Origin of the sequence: Reinekea sp. G2M2-21 (genome assembly GCF_015687175.1) — a bacterium.
In the GTDB taxonomy this organism is placed as follows: Bacteria; Pseudomonadota; Gammaproteobacteria; order Pseudomonadales; family Natronospirillaceae; genus Reinekea.
Genome location: NZ_JADPQG010000002.1, coordinates 236,980 through 257,383, shown reverse-complemented (window position 1 = coordinate 257,383; position 20,404 = coordinate 236,980). Strand labels below are relative to the sequence as shown.

At 49.7% G+C, this 20,404-nt stretch carries 19 protein-coding genes; 13 read left to right on the top strand and 6 right to left on the bottom strand.

Features of this window, described 5'->3' with window-relative positions; translation table 11 throughout:
* Nucleotides 1–7: 7 nt before the first annotated feature.
* Nucleotides 8–754, bottom strand: a complete 747-nt coding sequence (locus IYN85_RS09895) for a GntR family transcriptional regulator (RefSeq protein WP_370592185.1) — start codon at nucleotides 752–754, stop codon at nucleotides 8–10.
* A 204-nt stretch (nucleotides 755–958) separates the two neighbouring features.
* Between IYN85_RS09895 and IYN85_RS09890 the strand changes: the two genes are divergently transcribed.
* The 3 genes from IYN85_RS09890 (at nucleotide 959) to dctP (ending at nucleotide 4,138) form a co-directional block, all read left to right on the top strand.
* Nucleotides 959–1,618, top strand: coding sequence for a TRAP transporter small permease (locus IYN85_RS09890; protein ID WP_230390664.1), 660 nt, complete (start codon nucleotides 959–961; stop codon nucleotides 1,616–1,618).
* Nucleotides 1,619–1,621: 3 nt separating this feature from the next.
* A complete protein-coding gene (locus IYN85_RS09885; RefSeq protein WP_196158732.1) occupies nucleotides 1,622–2,908 on the top strand; it encodes a TRAP transporter large permease in 1,287 nt (428 codons plus the stop codon).
* Nucleotides 2,909–3,064: 156 nt separating this feature from the next.
* Complete coding sequence (gene dctP, locus IYN85_RS09880; RefSeq protein ID WP_230390663.1) at nucleotides 3,065–4,138, top strand: TRAP transporter substrate-binding protein DctP; 1,074 nt, start codon at nucleotides 3,065–3,067, stop codon at nucleotides 4,136–4,138.
* An 86-nt stretch (nucleotides 4,139–4,224) separates the two neighbouring features.
* Here the strand turns inward: dctP and IYN85_RS09875 are convergent, their stop codons facing one another.
* Together IYN85_RS09875 and IYN85_RS09870 are read right to left on the bottom strand one after the other, a co-directional pair.
* Complete coding sequence (locus tag IYN85_RS09875) at nucleotides 4,225–4,827, bottom strand: pentapeptide repeat-containing protein (protein ID WP_196158731.1); 603 nt, start codon at nucleotides 4,825–4,827, stop codon at nucleotides 4,225–4,227.
* A 349-nt stretch (nucleotides 4,828–5,176) separates the two neighbouring features.
* The gene (locus IYN85_RS09870) at nucleotides 5,177–6,160 is read right to left on the bottom strand and encodes a YeiH family protein (RefSeq protein ID WP_196158730.1); all 984 of its coding nucleotides are present in this window, start codon (nucleotides 6,158–6,160) and stop codon (nucleotides 5,177–5,179) included.
* Nucleotides 6,161–6,252: 92 nt separating this feature from the next.
* Here IYN85_RS09870 and IYN85_RS09865 point away from each other — a divergent pair, with 92 nt between their 5' ends.
* Entirely contained in the window at nucleotides 6,253–7,149 is an 897-nt protein-coding gene (locus IYN85_RS09865; RefSeq protein ID WP_196158729.1) for a LysR family transcriptional regulator, read from the top strand.
* Here the strand turns inward: IYN85_RS09865 and IYN85_RS09860 are convergent.
* Entirely contained in the window at nucleotides 7,091–7,435 is a 345-nt protein-coding gene (locus IYN85_RS09860; RefSeq protein WP_196158728.1) for a MazG nucleotide pyrophosphohydrolase domain-containing protein, read from the bottom strand. The two genes, IYN85_RS09865 and IYN85_RS09860, sit on opposite strands and share 59 nt — an antisense overlap.
* 164 nt (nucleotides 7,436–7,599) lie before the next feature.
* Between IYN85_RS09860 and IYN85_RS09855 the strand changes: the two genes are divergently transcribed.
* The 3 genes from IYN85_RS09855 (at nucleotide 7,600) to IYN85_RS09845 (ending at nucleotide 11,957) form a co-directional block, all read left to right on the top strand.
* Nucleotides 7,600–8,580, top strand: a complete 981-nt coding sequence (locus IYN85_RS09855; protein ID WP_196158727.1) for a TauD/TfdA family dioxygenase — start codon at nucleotides 7,600–7,602, stop codon at nucleotides 8,578–8,580.
* A 211-nt stretch (nucleotides 8,581–8,791) separates the two neighbouring features.
* A complete protein-coding gene (gene tkt, locus IYN85_RS09850; RefSeq protein ID WP_196158726.1) occupies nucleotides 8,792–10,780 on the top strand; it encodes a transketolase in 1,989 nt (662 codons plus the stop codon).
* 163 nt (nucleotides 10,781–10,943) lie between these two features.
* Entirely contained in the window at nucleotides 10,944–11,957 is a 1,014-nt protein-coding gene (locus IYN85_RS09845; protein WP_196158725.1) for a BMP family protein, read from the top strand.
* Between the two features lie 9 nt (nucleotides 11,958–11,966).
* Here the strand turns inward: IYN85_RS09845 and IYN85_RS09840 are convergent, their stop codons facing one another.
* Entirely contained in the window at nucleotides 11,967–13,085 is a 1,119-nt protein-coding gene (locus IYN85_RS09840) for a hypothetical protein (RefSeq protein WP_196158724.1), read from the bottom strand.
* Between the two features lie 71 nt (nucleotides 13,086–13,156).
* Nucleotides 13,157–13,339, bottom strand: a complete 183-nt coding sequence (locus tag IYN85_RS09835) for a zinc-ribbon domain-containing protein (RefSeq protein WP_196158723.1) — start codon at nucleotides 13,337–13,339, stop codon at nucleotides 13,157–13,159.
* A 294-nt stretch (nucleotides 13,340–13,633) separates the two neighbouring features.
* On the opposite strand from IYN85_RS09835, the gene IYN85_RS09830 reads away from it, so the two are divergent.
* The 6 genes from IYN85_RS09830 to IYN85_RS09805 all read left to right on the top strand — a co-directional run bounded on the left by IYN85_RS09830 (nucleotide 13,634) and on the right by IYN85_RS09805 (nucleotide 20,306).
* Complete coding sequence (locus IYN85_RS09830; protein WP_196158722.1) at nucleotides 13,634–14,632, top strand: BMP family protein; 999 nt, start codon at nucleotides 13,634–13,636, stop codon at nucleotides 14,630–14,632.
* 154 nt (nucleotides 14,633–14,786) lie between these two features.
* Nucleotides 14,787–16,364, top strand: a complete 1,578-nt coding sequence (locus IYN85_RS09825; RefSeq protein WP_196158721.1) for an ABC transporter ATP-binding protein — start codon at nucleotides 14,787–14,789, stop codon at nucleotides 16,362–16,364.
* Nucleotides 16,361–17,482: an ABC transporter permease gene (locus IYN85_RS09820; protein WP_196158720.1), complete on the top strand. Its 1,122-nt coding sequence runs from the start codon at nucleotides 16,361–16,363 to the stop codon at nucleotides 17,480–17,482. Before IYN85_RS09825 ends, IYN85_RS09820 begins: the two co-directional genes overlap by 4 nt.
* A 3-nt stretch (nucleotides 17,483–17,485) precedes the next feature.
* Complete coding sequence (locus IYN85_RS09815) at nucleotides 17,486–18,472, top strand: ABC transporter permease (RefSeq protein WP_196158719.1); 987 nt, start codon at nucleotides 17,486–17,488, stop codon at nucleotides 18,470–18,472.
* Nucleotides 18,473–18,578: 106 nt separating this feature from the next.
* Entirely contained in the window at nucleotides 18,579–19,514 is a 936-nt protein-coding gene (locus IYN85_RS09810) for an isopenicillin N synthase family oxygenase (RefSeq protein ID WP_196158718.1), read from the top strand.
* Nucleotides 19,515–20,024: 510 nt separating this feature from the next.
* Nucleotides 20,025–20,306: a hypothetical protein gene (locus IYN85_RS09805; RefSeq protein ID WP_196158717.1), complete on the top strand. Its 282-nt coding sequence runs from the start codon at nucleotides 20,025–20,027 to the stop codon at nucleotides 20,304–20,306.
* The last annotated feature ends 98 nt before the right edge of the window (nucleotides 20,307–20,404 follow it).

Genomic DNA, 20,404 nt, shown 5'->3' with positions numbered 1-20,404 from the left:
TCTCGGGTCACGCCATCCGGGACACGTAATGACAGACCGAGGGATCAAACCAGGTGCGTGAATACTCTTCCACACGGTCTTGATCCGACCAGCTTATCCGCTCAATCCAACCCAGAGGTGTACCGTTGGTTACGCCAAGGATGCCGGCCGCCCATGAAGTCGCCGTTGCAACACGAATGCGGTCTTCAACATGGCTGATCCAAAAGCCAAAGTGCTCGCGATAATGCCGGTACAACGATTCATCCAGTTCTTGGGCGCTCAACGTTTTGGCGTGTGATGCTCGTATCCACATTTCTTCTGCGGCAATGGCGGTCGCGTTCAGAAAACGTTTCCGCTCAATGCGCCAGAACAACGTGGAATTTGGCAAACCAAAATGTGCGGCAACCTCCGTATTCTTTTCCCGGCTGACCTTGAGCGTGTCTGCATGTGGCGTACCGCCCCCGGCCAGTAACTCCAACCGAAACAGCTGGTAGGCCGCTTCTTTGGGTGGTTTTTTTACGTAGGTGCCGGAACCCTGTCGACGCTCCAATAAGCCATCGTCCTCAAGTAAAGCCAGTGCTTTTCGCAATGTTCCTACAGCTACGTTCAGCTCAACCGCAAGGTCGGCTTCAACGGGCAAGCGTTCACCTTCACGCCAATGGCCCGCCTTAATCTCCCGGATCAGCAGCTCGCTGACCTGAACGTACTTGGGTCTGCGCTTGCCTGCGCGGGCGGCAAAATCGTCTGCATTCAGAACTGGGGTGTCCGTTGTCACGCACTGACTCCGTAGGGCGGCTGATAAAGGCTGTCAGACTATCACATTTTCAAAATCAAATAATTTCAGATAATTCATTCATTATTGATTTACATCAGTATCATACATTGCTAGTGTGTTCTCGCAAGACAAATATGAATGAATAGTGAATGAAAACGTTGCCTGTTTATTTATACTTAATGGCTGGTAAGCTAGGTTAATGCGTTGAAAACCTTTTCAAGGCTGACTGGACGAGAGTACGAGGAGCACCCGCTTGTTGCAGAGGTGTTACCTGACAATAAAAACAAAAATGGAAACTTATATGAAGTACGTCACCCGACGGGAGGGCAATGCATGGTTGCCCTGAAGCAATTTCTTGTACTGTTGGAACGGTTGAACTCTTTAGTAATGAGGGTTGGCTCCTCGGTTGCCTGGGTTTGTGTTGCGCTGATGGTGTTAACCATTCTGCTGCAGGTGTTTTGCCGTTATGTTCTGAACAGCGCCTTGCCTTGGCCTGAGGAAGTTGCCCGTGCTCTGATGATCTGGATGATGGCGTTAGTCGCCTCCAGGGCATACCGCAATCAAGCCTTTGTCGCAATAGAGATGCTGCCCGATGCCCTGCCCGCTTCCATCAGCCGCTGGCTACAACTGTTGCTCTTGGTTTTAGCAGGACTGGTGCTCTACAAACTTTTCTTTTTGGGCCTGGAATTTTTTGAACGTGGTTTCCGCACCCGCGCTGCGTCCTTCAAATTGGCACGAGCGTGGATCTATCTGGCAATGCCGGTATGTTTCGGCACCATGTTGCTCGTCAATATCGAGCTCATCCTGAAAAATCTGCTGGGTATGAAGACCGAACCAGCCGACGTTGTCATGTCCGGGGAATAGCCAATGCTAGTTTTGTTTTTACCATTATTTTTGGTTCTGATTTTAATCGGCCTGCCGGTGTTTTTTGCGACGCTGTTTGCGCCTGGCTTTATGTTGCTGCTGAATGATATGTCGCGTGATATCCCGCTGTTGTTTCGCAACATCTACAACGGTATTGATTCATTTCCTCTGATGGCGATTCCGTTTTTCATGCTGGCCGGTGAGGTCATGAACCGGGGCGGAATTACCGTTCGGCTGGTGAATTTTTCGCAAGTGTTTATTGGCCATGTCCGTGGTGGCTTGGCGCACGTTAACATTATGTCGAGTATGTTATTCGCAGGCTTGTCCGGTTCTGCGGTGGCTGATACCTCCGCCCTGGGATCAATGCTGATTCCTGCAATGGAAAAGAACGGCTACTCTCGTAAGTTTGCTGCCGCTATTACGGCAGCCAGCTCAGTCATCGGCCCGATTATTCCGCCTTCCGGCATCATGATCATTTACGCCTACACGATGGAAGTCTCCGTGGCGGCATTGTTTGCGGCAGGTATTGTTCCAGGTCTGTTAGTGGGACTGGCATTAATGGCAGTCACTGCCGTCATGGCCCGCAAACACAATTTTCCAAAGGCAACTGAAAAGGCCACCTGGCGTGAACGCGGCAGCGCCACCAGGTTAGCCATTCTGCCACTACTGACGCCGGTTATTATTCTTGGCGGTATTATCTTCGGCGTGTTTACACCAACCGAAGCGTCGGCCATTGCCGTCGCCTACGCGCTGATTCTCAGTGTTTGGGTTTTAAAGACGGTGAAGCTGTCCGATCTGCCTGCGATTTTTACCAAGTCCGCGATGGCGTCGTCGGTGGTGTTGCTGATCGTTGGCTCTGCCATTGCTTTTAAAACCGTGGTGAGTTTGTCACACGCGGCCGAGGATTTAGCCGGTTGGGTTTTGGCGATCAGTGACAATGCCTTGATCTTATTGTTTGCCATTAACATTTTGCTGTTCGTCGTCGGCATGTTTCTCGATGCCGGTCCGGCGATCATTATTCTGGGGCCAATACTGGCACCCATTTTCATTCAGCTGGGCATCGACCCGGTGCACTTCGCCATCATCATGAGCGTGAATTTGACCGTGGGGTTGGCTACACCGCCCATGGGGCTGGTGTTATTTGTTGCCTCTAGCGTGTCAGGCGAAAAAGTAGAATCCATCGCCAAAGCTATTTTGCCCTTTTTGGCGGTGGAAATTTTTGTGATCTTTTTAATTACGTTTTTCCCATCGGTGTCGATGACGATACCTCGGCTGCTTGGGTTGGCGTAGACAGATAAAACCAACGCAGGTTGTGCAGTCTGCCTGTGGTTTTGAGAAGAAAGGGCGCAGCGCATGCTTTGACCGCGTCAGAGTATCAGCTTTGCGTGTCCTGCAACCCGGACGAGAGAGCCGGAACTAACCAACAATAATAATGAGGTTACCCTTATGACTCCAGATACCAAGCATATGGCTAAAAAAATTGCCGGAGGCCTTGTCGCTGCTGCGCTGACACTGTCGATAGGCATCGCTCAAGCGGCAGATTTTAAATTGCGCGCGGTGGCGAACTCGAATGAAAACGATGAAGATTACGACGGTCTTGTTGTATTCAAAGACTTCGTGGAAGCTCATTCGAACGGCAAAATCAGTGTGGATCTGTTTATCGGTACACAACTGTGTGCAAACGGCACGGAATGTCTGCAGGCGCTGGAAGATGGTTCGGTGGATATATACATTTCCACCAGTGGCGGTACGGCCAATATGTTTCCTTACGTGCAGGTGCTCGATTTACCTTACCTGTTACGAGACGATCGCATTGCTGAAGAAGTTTTAACCGGAGATTTCGTTCGCGAAATGCGCAAAGACATTTTGAAAGATTCCAACAACAGTATCCGGTTAATGACCATCGGTAATACCGGCGGTTGGCGTAACTTTGCCAATACCAAACGCACGATAAAGACACCGAATGATATTAAAGGCTTGAAAATCCGTACCGTCGTTGCGGACTTGCCGCAGGAATTGGTGAAAGCCCTGGGCGCGAGCCCAACCCCAATCCCATGGCCAGAACTGTATACCTCGTTCCAGACCGGTGTGGTTGAAGGCTCCAAAAACGGCATTACCGATATCATGAGCATGAAGTTCCCGGAAGCTGGTTTGAAATATGTCACTTTGGATGGACACGCCTACATGTCCGCGCTGTGGTTCATGAATAACGAGATGTATATGGATATGCCAGATGATTTACGTCGCGTGGTAGTGGACGGCTTCAGTGCGTTACAACAAGCCACCTTTGCCTCCCCAAAGCGTAAAGCGATTCAAGCCTATCAGGACTTTGCCAAAGCTGGCGGTAAATTGTACGTACCCACGCCCGCGGAAAAAGAACAGTTCCGTAAAGCGGCATCGCCGGTATACAGCTGGTTTACTGAGAACGTGAAGTCCGGTCAGAAATATTATGATCTGTTGGTCGCTGAAGCTGGAAAAGCTGAAAAAGCAGTGGATGCCGAGTACGCGAAAGACCTGTAGTAAGGATTTCGACCAAGAATAATAACGCTGATTTTTCTCTGTTTGTTGTTGTCGAATTTGCCCACATTGATGTGGGCTTTTTTTGCTTAATCGAGCAGTTCGATATCCAGACTGAGCAACAGATTGACGGCTTCATCCCGACTGAACTTTGCGCCTTTGATGTTACTGTGGTTGAGATCGATGAAATAGTTTTCTGCGTACTCGAAATTGGCGGCTCCCAGGTTGGCGCTGTTAAACAACGCGTTGGTAAAATCCGAACCGGCAAACTGAGCGTCATGAAAATCGCCTTCCCGGAAGTCCACATCTCTGGCGGAACATTCCTCTAATCGCAATTCAGCCAGATACAGACCATAAAATGAAGAATCGTTCAGCACCGACTTGTAAAACCCGATGGGTGCAGGCAACGACATGTTTGACCATTGAGCGGTGGTCCAATCGACGCCGACCAGTTTACTCTCGCTGAACAACACGTCCATAAACCGGGAATACTTCGGTTTCATCAGGCTGAGATTACAATTGCGGAACTCACATTCGATAAATTTGCAATGATCAAACACGCTGTCGCTGAAGTTGCAGTCTTTGAAAACGCAGCCGTCAAATTCTTTATGCACAAATTCGGTATTGGCCAGATCAAGACCGACAAAGGTTTCTGAAACATATTCTGTTTGACTATCGTCCGGTGAGGTCATCGAACTACTCCTTCATTGAAATTCCCGCAAGGGTAGCGTGTGGCCGGAGTCAGGTAAACCTAGTGTCCTGAGTTGGAAGTTTGTATAGTTTCAGAGCGCATGGGAAGGGCTAGTACAAGGCGCTCTTTGTAGAGAATATCGAGATCTTTTCAAGAAGAGCAACGCCGTCATAGTGTTTTCCGTTTGCCCCCTTCGGGTGCGACATTCAAGCTCTCTAGCGTCGTTCAGTCTCTTGTCTATGGAATAACCATTGACTGCAAGACACGCTTAGCTACAAAACTTGAATGGCACGCATGAATTCATGCGAACTTTTAACTCAGAACACTAGTTTGTTGGCCAGTGGTTGCATTCAGTATAGCCACTGATGCGCGCCGAACCCCCCTGCCAGCAGCAACACAAACAGGCAGGACGACAGCAACAGGGGTTTGACCCCAGCTGTTTTAATGGCGCTGATTTTGGTTTGCAGTCCCAGGGCGGCCATAGCAATGGTTAGCAATATTTGTGCGGTGCTTTGCAACGCCGAGACGAACCGCGCCGGCAGTGGTAACAGACTGTTGGCCAGCACCATAATGAGGAAGCCAAGTACAAACCAAGGCCAAGGCACAGTGCGGTTATAACGGTCTGTCGCGTGCAATTGCTGGCGCTGGTAAAGCCAGGCGATGAGAGCAACAACCGGTGCCAGCATCATTACGCGCATCAGTTTCACGATCACTGCATTGTTCATCGCCACCGAGTCAATGGCCTGGCCTGCCGCAACGGCTTGAGCGACTTCATGCACGGTACTGCCAATATAGATACCGAAGGCATCACTGCTGATGTCCGTCAGGCTAAAGATGATCGGATAGCAAAACAACGCCAGGGTGCCGAACACGACAACCGTCGCAACGGCAACAGAGACATCCTGTTGTTTCGCTTTTAACACCGGTTCCGTGGCCAGAATAGCGGCGGCACCGCATACCGCACTGCCGACCGAGGTCAGGATGGTTTCTTCCCGGCCCATGCCCAGCAACCGAACACCCACCAGATAGCCAATCGTTAGCACGCAACAGATAACGATGGCGTCCAATACTGCAGCCTGCCAACCGACTGCAGCTAACTGAGCCCATGTCAGATGACTGCCAAACAGAATGATGCCGCCGCGCAGGAGTTTCTTCTTGCTGAATTCCAGTACTCGCATGCTGCGTTCAGACAGTGTGCGGTCAGCGAACACATTGCCGACCACAATGCCCAGCACAATCGCTATCGGCAGGGCACCCAGACCAGCCCGCTGAGCGGCCTCTGTTTGGGCGGTCAGGTACGCCAGTAAGCTGATCAGAGGTAAGGCAATCCACATAGGCAGGTCGCTCTGTTAAAGAAGCTGCAGCTTAGGTCGATTGCTTATTTAAAAATAATGGATATATTCAATAAAAAACATAAGTAAATCTAATGAATGTTACGTTACGGCAATTGAAGTTGTTTGATGCCATCTGTCGTTTACAGTCGCTGACCTTGGCGGCAGACGAGCAGGCCATCAGTCAGTCTGCGGCCAGTCAATCCTTGAAGGAGCTGGAAAAGCAACTCGGCTACGCGCTGTTCCGCAAAGCTGGACGGGTACTGGCGCTGACCGAAGCCGGTGCGCTGGCCTTGCCTAAGGTCCGGCAGGTCTTGTCAAACCTCGACAGCTTGCGATTTCCCAGCGATCAGTTTGTGGGTGGCGAGCTGAAAGTCTGTGCCAGTGAAACCATTGCCTCTTATCTGATGCCACAATTACTCGCAGCCTTTGTCGCCTGCTATCCGAAAGTGGTGCCAAAGCTGGACATCGACAACACCGAAAGAGTGGTGCACCAGGTCGAAAGTGGCCAGGCCAGTGTCGGCTTTATAGAAGGGCCTGCCTATTCGGCGTATACCCAGCAGGAAGCCTGGTTGCGTGATGAGCTTACTGTCTTTGCCGGAGCTGATTTTTTCTGGGCTGCAAAACGGGCCATACCCGACGGTGAACTGGCTGCGCAACCCTGGATCGTAAGGGAACTGGGGTCAGGTACCCGTGCGGTATTTGATCACGCTTTTGCACAGCGTCAGGAAACGCCGCAAATCAAGTTATCCCTCACTCGGCAGGAGGCAATCAAACAGTCGGCCCGCGCGGGATTGGGGGTGGGATGCCTGTCCCGGATGGCCGTTGCAGATGAATTGGCCGCGGGGTCCTTGGTTGAACTGCGGACCAGTCTGCAACTGACCCGCCGTTTTTCTCTGCTGTCCTTAAAGCAATCTACCCCGTCAGCCTTAGTTAAGCACTTCCTGGACTTCGCCCGGCAATGGCGGCCTCGTTCGCTGTCTGGTGACTGAACCATTTTCGTTGCAGGCCTGCGTCAATGTCGAGATCAAATTTGCGGGCAACCAATAAGGTCATACCCAGTACATCCGCTAATTCGTTCTCGAAAGCGCACTTGGCGTCGCCTTCTGTGCGGGTATTCCGCGTTTGCCCGGACTGTTTCAGGAAAACCTGAGTCAGTTCTCCAACTTCTTCCATGAGTTTTAGCATCAGCCATTGTCCCGTACGGTCAATCTGATAGCGCTGCGCATACTGTTTGGAAAGTATTTCCAGGCTAGTCGCCAGTTGGTTTACATCCATTTTCAATCCTCGATGTTAAGTGCACATCGTAGCGTAGTGGGTTATTGCGTCACACTTTGTCAGCATTAATTCATTCACTATTGATTTACATCAGTAACAATCGTTGCTAAGGTGATCTCGATTAAATTCATACAACATTGATTTATATTTTGAGAGAGTTGAACATGAGTCTGAACATCGGCATCATCGAAGAACAAAAACAGGTGAGTGGCTTAGATTTCCCTCTGGTGGTGTTACCTCCAGATGACCAGGTGGCCAGTGAACGCGCCGCGTTTGATCGGTGGATGGCTGACCATAAAAATGAACTGCACCAGCGGCTTATTCAGCATGGAGCCATTCTTTTTCGGGGCTTCCCGGTTCCGTCAGCTGATGCGTTTGAGGCCTTTCTCGACCAAACCGATTATCAGAATATGCCTTATGTCGGCGGCGCGGCGCCACGAACGCAGGTGACCAAATCCAGAATTGTGACCGCCAATGAATCTCCCGCGAGTGAGAAAATCCCGTTTCATCATGAAATGGCGCAAACGCCGCATCCACCGGGCTACATTTTTTTCTATTGCGACATTGCCCCTGCCTCCGGTGGGGCGACCTCCATTCTGCATTCGGCCGAAATCTGTCAGCGGTTTTTTGAATTAGCACCGGAGTTTGCGGCCAGAGTTGAGCAGGAGGGGGTTCGATATATTCGTTACATGCCGGCAGAAACTGACACTAACTCGGCCATTGGTCGATCCTGGAAGGAGACATTCCATGTTGATAACCGGGCAGATTGCGAAGCCCGTTTGCGAGACGACGGCATGACCTGGCAATGGCTTGAAGATGACTTGCTGCGCACGGAATCCCAAACCCTGCCGGCGATTCGGTTTGACGAGGAAACCAGCCAAAAGACTTTTTTCAATTCCATACTGGCGGTCTACACCGGCTGGGATGATGCCCGCAATGTGGCTAATAAAGCCGTGACTCTGCCCAACGGTGACCAAATGGACCCGGATGTTATGGCCAAAACCGTGACCGCCATGGACGAGTTGTGTGTGAACTTTAAGTGGCAGCAGGGCGATGTATTGTTCATCAATAATCACACTGTATTGCACGCGCGTGAGCCCTATACCGGCGATCGTCGGATTCTGGCGTCGATTGCCTACAAATAAGGGGATCTCCAACCCGACTTCGGTTGGGTAACCATGTCCGGCTAGGGAATTCATGGACTGAATTGCTGTCATTATTGAAAAACGTCCTAAATACTCAAACAATTGCCGCATTCGGCTTTGAATAGCGTGCGCCTTTCTGGGACAATTCGCGCTCTGGTGCCATCACGTGTACCGAGCCAACGTTGCTACCTACTCCGAGGAAAGAAAAAAAATGTCATCACGCAGTGATCTTGCCAATGCCATTCGTGCGCTCGCCATGGATGCCGTTCAAAAAGCCAAATCTGGTCACCCTGGCGCCCCAATGGGTATGGCCGACATCGCCCAAGTATTGTGGTGCGATTACCTGAAGCACAATCCAGCGAACCCAGGATGGTATGACCGAGACCGTTTTGTGATGTCAAACGGCCATGGCTCAATGTTGGTGTATTCACTGCTGCATTTAACTGGTTACGATGTCTCCATTGACGACCTGAAGAACTTCCGACAAATGCATTCCAAAACACCGGGTCACCCTGAATATGGTTATACCCCAGGTGTGGAAACCACGACTGGTCCTTTGGGTCAGGGTATAGCAAATGGCGTTGGCTTCGCACTGGCTGAGAAGGTTTTGGCCGGTCAGTTCAACCGCGATGGTCACGACATTGTTGATCATAATACCTATGTCTTCATGGGTGACGGCTGCATGATGGAAGGCATTTCTCATGAAGTCTGTTCTTTGGCGGGTACCTTGGGTCTCGGCAAATTGATCGCTTTTTATGATGACAATGGCATTTCCATCGATGGCGAAGTTGAAGGTTGGTTCACAGACGATACTGTGAAGCGATTCGAATCTTACGGATGGCAGGTCATCCCACGAGTAAACGGTCACGATCCAGAAGAGATCAAGCAGGCGATTGAAACAGCCCGTGCCAATACCGAACAACCGACATTGATCTGCTGCAAAACGATTATTGGTTACGGTTCACCGAACAAAGAAGGCAAAGAAGATTGTCACGGAGCGCCATTGGGTGACGACGAAATTGCCCTGACCCGTGAACGTTTGGGCTGGAAACACCCCGCGTTTGAAATCCCTGCAGACATCAAGTCAGCTTGGGACGCGAATGCCGAAGGTGCGCGTCAGGAAGCGGCTTGGGATGAAAAATTTGCGGCATACAAATCAGCCTACCCCGAATTGGCCGATGAATTCGTTCGCCGTATGAACGGTGAGTTACCGGGTAACTTCTCTGAGATCGCGGAAAAATTCATTGCAGACGTGAACAGCAAAGCGGATACGATTGCTTCACGTAAAGCATCCCAAAATTCGATTGAAGCGCTGGCGCCAGCATTGCCTGAGTTGTTTGGTGGTTCTGCCGACCTGGCCGGATCTAACCTGACTCTGTGGAGTGGTGCGCAGGGGGTCAGTGCCGCCGATCCATCCGGCAACTACTGTTTCTATGGTGTGCGGGAGTTTGGTATGTCTGCGATCATGAACGGTATCTGCCTGCACGGTGGTCTGAAGCCATACGGTGCCACGTTCTTTATCTTCATGGAATACGCGCGAAATGCTGTGCGTATGGCGGCATTGATGAAGCTGCCGTTGATACATGTATACACCCATGACTCCATTGGTCTGGGCGAAGACGGTCCGACTCACCAACCCGTCGAACAGTTGGCGGCTATGCGCGCCACGCCTAACCTGAATACCTGGCGTCCTGCGGATGCGGTTGAGTCCGCCGTCGCCTGGGTTGTGGCTATTGAGAGTACCGAGACGCCAAATGCTTTGGTCTTCTCACGTCAAAACCTGCCTCATTGCGAGCGCACAGCGACGCAGATTAACGACATTCGCAAGGGCGGTTACGTATTACAAGCCGTTGAAAAGCCGGATGCCGTGCTGATCGCGACCGGCTCCGAAGTTGCGCTGGCGGTTGAAGCAGCAGAAAAACTGACTGCCAAAGGTAAGCAGGTTCAAGTCGTTTCAATGCCATGTACCGATGTCTATGACCAGCAAGATGCCAGCTACAAAGACAGTGTTATGCCTGCAGGCGTTAAGCGCTTTGCTATCGAAGCCGGTGCGAAAGATTTCTGGTACAAATATGTTGGCCTGGAAGGTGGCATCATCGGTATGGAGAGCTTCGGTGAATCAGCACCCGCCGGTGAGTTGTTCAAGCACTTTGGCATTACCAGTGACGCCTTAGTGGAATTGGTCGAAGCTAACGTCTAAAGTTGACTGAGAGTTACGTTAAAGCAGCATTCTCATGCTGCTTTTTTGTTTTTGTGCTATTTAGTTGTATAGTTGGTCAGGAATTGTGCAGTGGAGTGTGCAATCAAGTAGATCAGGGATGTCATGGTCGAGCTTTCAGTCAATGAATTACCAGGCAGGTCGAATGATGTCATTACAAAAATTATTAGTCTCAATGTTAATTGTCAGTGCCACACCTGTGGCAATGGCGTCTGGCCCGGCAGTGGCTTATACCGAAGCTGGCAAATTCGACAGCTCCTTTAACGAAGCCGTCTATCGTGAGGGTGTCGTTCCCTTTAAGTCTCAGTACGGCAATGATCTGGTCGAAATTAACCCTAACTCGCCAACCCAGTTCGTGCAGGTATTAACCGATCTGGCCAATCAAGGACGTAGTCCCATTGTGGCTGTCGGATTTTCGTACGCAGAAGCCGTGCAGAAGGTGGCGCCGAACTACCCAGACTTGCAGTTTACCGTAATTGATACGGTGGTCGATCTGCCTAACGTTCAGTCTATTGTATTTAAAGAGCACGAAGGTTCGTTTGTGGTTGGTGCTTTGGCTGCTATGAAGGCGAAAAATGCCAAATTAGGCTTCATTGGTGGTGTGGATTTGCCGTTTATTCGACGCTTTGGCTGTGGATTTGCGCAAGGCGCGCACTATGTAAATAAGAAAACCGAAGTGCAGTTACGCATGATTGCCTCGGACTTTTCTGGTTTCTCCAATGCGGCAAAAGGCGAGGAAATCGCCAACGCGTTAATCGGCGGCGGTACGGAAGTCATTTATGCCGCCGCGGGTGGATCTGGCAATGGCGTGCATAAAGCCGCATCCAAAAACGCTAATGTGTATGCAATCGGGGTCGACTCTAACCAGAACTTTTTGCACCCGGGCACCATGCTGACCTCCATGGTGAAAAAAGTCGGCGTTGCAGCCTATGGCTCTTGGGAAGAGTCAAAGCGGGGCACTTGGCGAGCCGGTGTGAAATCCCTAGGCTTGGCCGAAAACGGCGTGGACTGGCAGTTGGATATCTTTAACCGGGGCTTGGTGTCACTGAAGGAAGAAAAGCGTATTAACGCCATTCGCGATGATATCATTTCCGGTAAGATCAAAGTGGTTGACTATCTTGACAGCAATCAATGCCCGGTGCCATTGCTGGAAAATTGAGATCCAAACTCATTCGCCCTGCTTCAAGTATTGAGTCAGGGCGTTTTGAACGGCTCCATCCACCATCAAATTCTCAACTTGTCCGTATCTGTTTTTCTTCCAGCTGGTTGATGTAGCATGGCAATGCAAGTAAGTGAAGTCTTGCGTTTCGGTAAACGGAAAAAAAGCCCCGCCAAAGCGATGCACTGCCCATCCGAATCGATTCATGAAACCGTGACCGGCGACACACCATTTAGTATTGCCCAATTTACGCCCAGCCCGCACCTGCGTGTGAGCACGATGATTGTAAGCACGTTCTTCATTGGCCTCAGGGAACACTCGCAGTTCCCGAAACGAAACGGCTCCTAGCCGGGCTGCGACTGCCGCATCAAAAACGGAAACAGACTTATTAGGCATCACCAACTCATCAATATCGACGCTCAAAATGGCTCGAGCGTCTGCGAACAGATCCTGTTTGATCAAATTGAACATAGAGGTCTGTAAAAAGCGCGGGCTGACTTCCAATTTCTTGCTGCTATCGACGGGTCCATAGGGAAAGGGCGCACTGAGAACGACTGCCGCCTTTAGCTCTGATACTGAGCGTAAAGTTTCAAGTACATCACTAGCCGTGTACTCCGTCGATGCATTGTCAATGATGCAAACTGCTTCCAGCCCATGTGCCCGCACATGAAACTGTGCCCAATCTCGAATCCAACTTAGTTGATTATCCTTACTGATGGCCAAGGCACAGTTCATAGCCGAGAACAGGTCTCGGTGACTGTCTCTTACGGGAATGACTCCGTTCAGGTGTTCGCTACGCAAGCTGAGTTCAGCATTGGCAGGGGCATAGACCTCAACCTGCTCGCAACGCTGCCAAGTATAGCGCTTCAGGCGCCCCCTAAAGCGACTTCCATTAACCTGTACAGCCTGTTTGAATTCAGGCCAAAGATTTAGAAATCGCGGCGCGGTAAAGGTGTAACAGCGCTTTTGGGGGTTATAAAAACAATCGTAGAACAGCGTTGTGTCGTCATAACGTGCCAGATAGTGCTCGTTGCGGCGGGATTCATTGCGGACGTGTTTGCGCCTCAATGAGCTCGCATTGGCTAAGTCAAAGCCAGATAACGGAATAACCTGAAATGGGTCGGACATATAAGATGAGTTTAGGCAAATGAAGTGTTGCCGCAGCTTACCACAGAAGGACTCATCACATTAAGAATCAGTTATGCTGCCGATTCAGTCGACTTATCATCTACTTCTTTTTCTTGATAGTTGGACAACTCATCTATATCCAAGGCTCTGCTTTTACTAACCAATTGATTGCAGTGATTGCAGAAATAATCGCGACAACCACAAGCTTTGATGATTTCTATCGGTTTTAAACAATCCGGACATACTAAATTCATACTATTCTCCAGTGTGTTGACTATGCTGTTCAGGGTACTTAATTGCCCTGTTTCTGTGCTGACTTCAATCAATGGAAGTCAAGATGGTGCGTGGCTTAGCGCGAGATGAACATTAAATGAATGAATCTCGCCGAGCACGGTGTAACCAAAGGTTTACTGTGTATAATGATTGAGTTAGTGACGGTAAAGTCTTGACCAAACGGTCAAGGTTCTTTAAGGTGTGTAAAACCACCTTGCAGTTACACCGTACGTAACTAAAAACCTAAAAAGAAAAACGCGTAAAGGGGATCCTCCATGAAAGCTATTTTAACGCTTGCTGCTTCTGCTGTACTCGGCATGTCTGCCACGGCAATGGCTGCTGACTTCGCACCTGCTGTTGTTTATGACACTGCTGGTAAATTCGACAAATCTTTTAACGAAGCGGTTTTCCGTAACGGCGCTGAGAAATTCGCTGCCGACAAGGGTATCCGTGTTCGTGAATTTGAACCTCAAAACGAAGAGCAACGTGAACAGGGTCTGCGCCGTTTGGCCAGCCGTGGTCAAAGCCCAATCGTTGCGGTTGGTTTTAATTTCTCTTCTTCAGTAGAAAAAGTCGCAAGTGAATTCCCAGATGTCCAGTTTGTCATCATCGACTCAGTGGTTGATCTGCCAAACGTTCAGTCTATCGTTTTCGCTGAACATGAAGGTTCGTTCCTGGTCGGTGCGATGGCGGCTATGGCGTCTGAATCTGACAAAGTCGGCTTCGTTGGCGGCATGGACATTCCATTGATCCGTAAGTTTGCTTGTGGTTTTGAGCAAGGTGCTAAGTACGTTAACGCTGATGCAGAAGTGTTCCAGAACATGACTGGTTCTACGCCTGCGGCCTTTAACGACCCTGCACGTGGTTCTGAATTGGCCAAGTCTCAAATCGCGAAAGGCGCTGACGTATTGTTCGCAGCCGCTGGTGGTACCGGTATTGGTGTTTACCAGGCAGCTAAAGACGAAGGCAAGCTGGCAATCGGTGTTGACTCTAACCAAAACTTCCTGCAACCAGGCACTATGCTGACCTCTATGGTTAAGCGTGTTGGCGTTGCAGCATACGGTTCATGGGAAGAAGCACAGGCAGGTGAATGGAAAGGTGGTCTGAAGGTTCTTGACCTGGCCGCTGGCGGTGTTGACTACGCTCTAGACTCTTTCAACGAGTCTCTGGTTTCTGCCGATATGAAATCGAAAGTTGATGCCATTAAAGCAGACATCATCGCTGGTAAGATCAAAGTTCATGACTACATGAGCGACAATACCTGCAACTACTAAGTCAGGTATCGGGTACATGAAATTATGTACCCGTTTTTTTACAGCCAAAGTCGAAGAATCGAACTAGGCTTAAACCGAACAGGCAATCACTGTAGCAGTAAATAGGGTTGTCTGTTTTTGTTGACCTCTTCCAATTTCAAACATCAGGTGAGTCATGACTGCTCAGACAGATGTTGCTGCTCAGATGGCAATCGAACTACGCGGTATCGATAAACGTTTCGGTGCAGTACACGCGAACAAACATATCGACCTTCAGGTCGAAAAGGGCACTATTCACGGTATCGTCGGTGAAAACGGTGCAGGCAAATCCACTTTGATGAGCATCATCTACGGTTTCTACGAAGCCGACGAAGGTGACATTCTCATTGATGGCAAGGTAACCCGGATCACCGATTCCAAAATCGCGATTGCCTCTGGCATTGGGATGGTGCATCAACACTTCATGCTGATTCAGAACATGACGGCCTTAGAAAATGTAGTGCTGGGCGCTGAGCGCGGTTTTCTGATCAATGAAAGCATGGACCATGCGCGCGCCGAGTTGGTTCGCCTCGCCAAAGAATACGGCTTGGATGTGCCATTGGATGTGCCTGTTGAACGTTTGTCGGTGGGCTTGCAGCAACGGATCGAGATTTTAAAAGCCTTGTATCGGGGCGCACGAATCCTGATTCTGGATGAGCCAACAGGTGTGTTAACGCCTCAGGAAACCGAACACTTGTTTAAAGTTCTGGATTCCCTGAAAGAGCAGGGCACTACGGTGATGCTCATTACCCACAAGTTGCAGGAAATTATGGCTGCGACAGACAATGTCAGTGTCATGCGTCGTGGCGAAATGGTGGCCCATGTTAAGACCCGCGAAACCAGTCGAGAACAGCTGGCGGAATTGATGGTGGGTCGCAAAGTTTTATTGCGAGTTGAAAAAGGCGAGCCAAACCCAGCTGAAAAACTGCTGGAGGTTGAAGGCCTGACTTGGACTGCGTCAGACGGTGTGGTCAAACTCGATAATGTTAATTTGAATGTCCGTGCTGGTGAAATCGTTGGTATTGCTGGTGTGAGTGGCAATGGTCAATCAGAATTATTGGACGTTTTGTCGGGCATTAAAAATGTGCAGTCCGGCACGATTCGCCTGAATGGTCACGAAATCAATCAGGGGCATCAGTTAAATCCGTCTCAGGTGCGCGATATTAAGGTCGGTCACATTCCGGAAGACCGCCACAAAATGGGATTGATCAACTCCTTCAACGCCGACGAAGCCTTCATTCTAGGTTTCCATCGCAAGCCAGAATACAACGGAAAAATTTTCACCAAACGGCAGGCGATTAATCGTGACTGCGCGGAAAAAATGGATAAGTGGGACGTGCGCCCTCAAGATCCGAATTTAAAAACGGCTAACTTCTCTGGCGGTAATCAGCAGAAGCTAGTTATTGCCCGTGAAATGGAACAAGACCCTGATGTCCTGTTGGTTGGACAACCGACCCGCGGTGTCGACATTGGCGCCATCGAAGCGATCCATAATCGCATTATTCAAATGCGAGACAAGGGCAAGGCCGTGTTACTGGTCTCAGTGGAGTTGGAAGAAATCATGAGCTTGGCTGACCGTATTTTGGTGATGTTCGACGGCAAAATTGTGGGCGAAGTTCCGGCCAGCAAAGCGAATGAACAGATCCTTGGATTGATGATGGCAAATATTGTTCCCGATGAAGTGAAGGCGTTACAGCAGGAGGCCAGCGCATGAGTCAACAACACGTTCCAGCCTGGATTCATGTCATTGTCATTCCACTGGCAAACATTCTACTGGCGTCTTTTGCAGCGGGTCTGGTGTTCTTATACTTGGATATCAACCCGTTGGATGCCGTTTCAACCATGGCCTATGGCGCATTTGGCGACTCTTATGGCTGGGGTTATACACTCTACTACACAACCAGTTTTATCTTTACCGGTCTCGCTGTTGCGGTCGCGTTTCATTGCGGACTGTTCAACATCGGTGGTGAAGGTCAGGCCTACATCGGCGCACTGGGTGTCGGTCTGGTTTGTTTGGGATTAGGTGGACACGTGCCATTTATTATACTGCTACCTATTTCCATTATAGCTGCTGGCGTATTCGGTGCTGCCTGGGCCCTGATCCCAGCTTGGCTGCAGGCCTATCGCGGATCTCACATCGTAATCACAACAATCATGTTTAACTTTATTGCATCAGCGTTGATGGGTTACCTCTTGGTTGAAGTGCTGAAGCCAGTGGGCACCATGTCCGTTGAAAGTGCGGTGTTCGATCAGGCCAGCTGGATTCCGAAAATGTGGGAAGTTCTGGGTTTCTTTGGCATTGACCTGCAGAAATCTCCATTGAACCTTTCAATCGTGTGGGCAATTCTTTGTGCTGCGGGCGTTTATTACTTCATCTGGCAGACGCGCTGGGGCTATGAGATCCGTTCTACTGGACAGAATTCTTCGGCCGCAGAGTATGCCGGTATTAACTTAGGCAAAACCGTTGTTTTGGCCATGTTGGTGTCCGGTATGCTGGCGGGTTTCTTTGCGTTGAATGTGGTTCAGGGTGAAGCCCATCAGATCAAACTGAGTTTAGTGAACGGTATGGGTTTTACCGGTATCGCGGTGGCACTCATGGGGCGTAATCACCCTTTGGGTATCGTTATCGCCAGTTTGCTATTCGGGTTCTTATATCAAGGTGGTGGTGAGTTGCAGTTTGAATACGGCGTTGACCCACGCATCATCGTTGTATTGCAGGGTCTGGTCATTTTATTCTCCGGCGCGCTGGAGAAAATGATGAAACATCCGATCGAAAAGTTGTATCTAAAACTGGCTTCGGGTTCCAAGAAGTCAGCAGCGGCGGAGGCATAAATCATGGAAGCATTTAACAGTCTGATCCTGATTCTGGATGCCACCCTTCGGGTCGCAACACCGTTGATTTTTGCTGCATTGGCGGGCATGTTTTCCGAACGAACCGGTATCGTGAATATCGCCTTGGAAGGAAAAATTCTCGCCAGTGCATTTGCTGGCGCTGCCGCCGCCTATGTCACTAACTCTCCTTGGATGGGTTTATTGGCCGGCGTCATGGTATCTGTTGTGTTCGCTTGGATGCATGCGTTTGCAACGGTCACTCACAATGGTGATCACGTGGTGTCCGGTATGGCGATTAATATCCTGGCGGCCGGTCTAACGGCGGCCCTGGGTAACTTCTGGTTCAAACAGGGTGGTAATACGCCCAATCTGGTTGACCCATTCAATGACATTGATGCGCGCTTCTCACCGATCACATTGCCCTTTGCTGACCAGCTTGCGGATGTGCCGGTGATCGGTGGCCTGTATTCTGAGTTGATTAGTGGTCACTTCTTATTGGTTTACATCGCACTGGCCGCCGTACCTGTTTGTTGGTGGGTAATGTTCCGTACTCGCTTTGGTTTGCGTATGCGTGCCGTTGGTGAAAACCCATCTGCGGTTGATACTGCTGGTATTTCCGTCGCTGGAATGCGCTATCTGTCATTGACGATCTGTGGTGTGTTAGCAGGCTTGGCGGGTGTGTATTTGTCAGTCGCGGTGACGGCCCAGTTCTTGCCGAACATGAGTGCGGGTAAGGGATACATGGCCTTAGCGGCGCTGATCTTTGGTAAATGGCGACCACGTGGCGCGCTGTTAGCCTGTTTGATGTTTGGTATTTTGCAGGCCATTGCTGACCGCTCTCAGGGCGTGTCGCTGGGTGGTTTCGCCATTCCAGTGCAGGCGATCGAAGCGTTACCATACGTGCTGACCGTCGTATTACTGGCCGGGTTTATTGGTAAAGCCATTCCGCCAAAAGCTATTGGCCGACCATATGTGAAAGAGCGCGAGTAATAACGGGCTCAACGCAAGCTTCGGGGATTCCGACGTTAGATTGGAACCTCACTGAGAAAGAGCCCGCCCGTAAAACGGCGGGCTCAACCATTTTAAGGGACACAACATGAACCAACCGACTATTCCCGTTCTGAATATTGCCGAATTTGACATAAACCCTGAACAATTTGTGAAAGAGATGGGCGAAGCCTATCAGGCCTGGGGCTTTGCCGGTATCACTAACCATGGCATTCCGATGGACGTTATCAAAAACGCGCTGAAAGCCTCTGAAGCATTTTTTGCCTTGCCAGAGGCCACCAAAAAGCAATACTTTCTGGATAACGGCGGCCAACGCGGTTATACCCCGTTTGGAACGGAAATAGCCAAAGACGCAGAATATGTCGACCTGAAAGAATTCTGGCATGTCGGACGCGAGATTGACGGTGAGCCTCCCTACCCACAACTGCTACCCAACTTGTGGCCCGCCGAAACACCTGAATTCAAACCGGCCATGCTGACGTTGTACACCGAGCTCGACAAACTCGCCAATCGAATGCTTCAGGCATTTGCATTATTTGTTGGTGAATCGGCCGACTATTTCAAAGACAAGGTGAACTTTGGTAACTCCATTTTACGGCCATTGCACTACCCGCCAATTACCGACCCGAATTTGCCGAATGTGCGTGCCGGTGCACATGAAGACATTAACCTCATCACATTGCTGGTCGGTTCTGAACAGGAAGGTCTGGAAGTGCTTAGTAAAACCGGAGAATGGGTAGGCATTACGATGATTGAAGGCACCATCATCTGTAATGTTGGCGACATGCTGCAACGGTTGACTAACCATGTTTTACCGTCGACGACGCATCGTGTTGTTAACCCAAAAGGAGAGGCTGGTAAAAAATCTCGTTATTCCATTCCGTTCTTCATGCACGCCAACCCGGATACGTCCTTGGATGCGTTGCCGCAATGTGTCACCGAGGATAATCCGAAACGGGAACCGGCAATTACAGCGAATGACTATTTAATGCAGCGGTTACGTGAGATTGGGCTGATCAAATAGACGGCTTGTTGAACGCCAGCTTTTCATGTTATGAATCTATGTGGTAAACATAGGTTCATTCATAGCCTTGAAATAGATAAAGGAGTTTTTCTTTTCAATGGAGCAGGCTTAATGGTACTTACTTAAGCTGATTTGGTTTATATCCGTAGCATTTGTATCATTCAATGACATTGTTTCATTGGACGATTCTTGTTGTCAAAAAGTAAACCATCCCGACGATTCGGGTTTGAACCCCAACAATCCCAGCCGCCAAAAACGTTTATTCACTCTCGGCAATTTAACGGCCATTTTTGGCCAACCTGTGAGACGTAAATTGCTTCGCGAGGTCGTTTGAAAGGCGGTGATACAGCGACTGAATCACCATCTCTATAGATTTTTTCTACAATCGATTTCCGTTCTGACATCTTTTGACTAAATAATCGAAAGCCATTGCCGACATTGGTGTAGATAACCATTCCGTCGCATCTGCTTTGGCTGACTTAATTGACACTTCGCAACGGGTTCAAGGGCATGGATGCCCTTGTAAGCGCCGCGCGTGCAGGGATGCATGCTCAAGCGATCGTTCGAAGAAAGTGGCAATTAAGGCAGAATACCAAAGCAGGCGACAAAAGGGGGTTCAAGGGGATCGCCCCTTGGAAAGAAAAACATTTCGAGCAACTCACTCTGCGAGATTTAAAGCTCAATCGTAGGACCGAACTCGTCATTAACAACGCTAAACGAACAGTTGATCAAAGTCCCGATAGCTTTCGAATTTTAGATATAAAAGCAAAAATGGGAAAGAAAGGAATTTAAAATATTCTTTCATCAAAGATCAAATCTAGTACCCTGCAAGAAAAAAATACGGAAAAAACTGACCACGTGATGGGTCTGAGGATGAGTCGAATTCACAG

Coding starts and splice junctions, on each gene's coding strand:
- IYN85_RS09885 (WP_196158732.1), top strand. CDS start 1,622: ATGCTAGTTTTGTTTTTACCATTATTTTTGGTTCTGATTTTAATCGGC.
- dctP (WP_230390663.1), top strand. CDS start 3,065: ATGACTCCAGATACCAAGCATATGGCTAAAAAAATTGCCGGAGGCCTT.
- IYN85_RS09875 (WP_196158731.1), bottom strand. CDS start 4,827: ATGACCTCACCGGACGATAGTCAAACAGAATATGTTTCAGAAACCTTT.
- IYN85_RS09870 (WP_196158730.1), bottom strand. CDS start 6,160: ATGTGGATTGCCTTACCTCTGATCAGCTTACTGGCGTACCTGACCGCC.
- IYN85_RS09865 (WP_196158729.1), top strand. CDS start 6,253: ATGAATGTTACGTTACGGCAATTGAAGTTGTTTGATGCCATCTGTCGT.
- IYN85_RS09860 (WP_196158728.1), bottom strand. CDS start 7,435: ATGGATGTAAACCAACTGGCGACTAGCCTGGAAATACTTTCCAAACAG.
- IYN85_RS09855 (WP_196158727.1), top strand. CDS start 7,600: ATGAGTCTGAACATCGGCATCATCGAAGAACAAAAACAGGTGAGTGGC.
- tkt (WP_196158726.1), top strand. CDS start 8,792: ATGTCATCACGCAGTGATCTTGCCAATGCCATTCGTGCGCTCGCCATG.
- IYN85_RS09845 (WP_196158725.1), top strand. CDS start 10,944: ATGATGTCATTACAAAAATTATTAGTCTCAATGTTAATTGTCAGTGCC.
- IYN85_RS09840 (WP_196158724.1), bottom strand. CDS start 13,085: ATGTCCGACCCATTTCAGGTTATTCCGTTATCTGGCTTTGACTTAGCC.
- IYN85_RS09835 (WP_196158723.1), bottom strand. CDS start 13,339: ATGAATTTAGTATGTCCGGATTGTTTAAAACCGATAGAAATCATCAAA.
- IYN85_RS09830 (WP_196158722.1), top strand. CDS start 13,634: ATGAAAGCTATTTTAACGCTTGCTGCTTCTGCTGTACTCGGCATGTCT.
- IYN85_RS09825 (WP_196158721.1), top strand. CDS start 14,787: ATGACTGCTCAGACAGATGTTGCTGCTCAGATGGCAATCGAACTACGC.
- IYN85_RS09820 (WP_196158720.1), top strand. CDS start 16,361: ATGAGTCAACAACACGTTCCAGCCTGGATTCATGTCATTGTCATTCCA.
- IYN85_RS09815 (WP_196158719.1), top strand. CDS start 17,486: ATGGAAGCATTTAACAGTCTGATCCTGATTCTGGATGCCACCCTTCGG.
- IYN85_RS09810 (WP_196158718.1), top strand. CDS start 18,579: ATGAACCAACCGACTATTCCCGTTCTGAATATTGCCGAATTTGACATA.
- IYN85_RS09805 (WP_196158717.1), top strand. CDS start 20,025: ATGGATGCCCTTGTAAGCGCCGCGCGTGCAGGGATGCATGCTCAAGCG.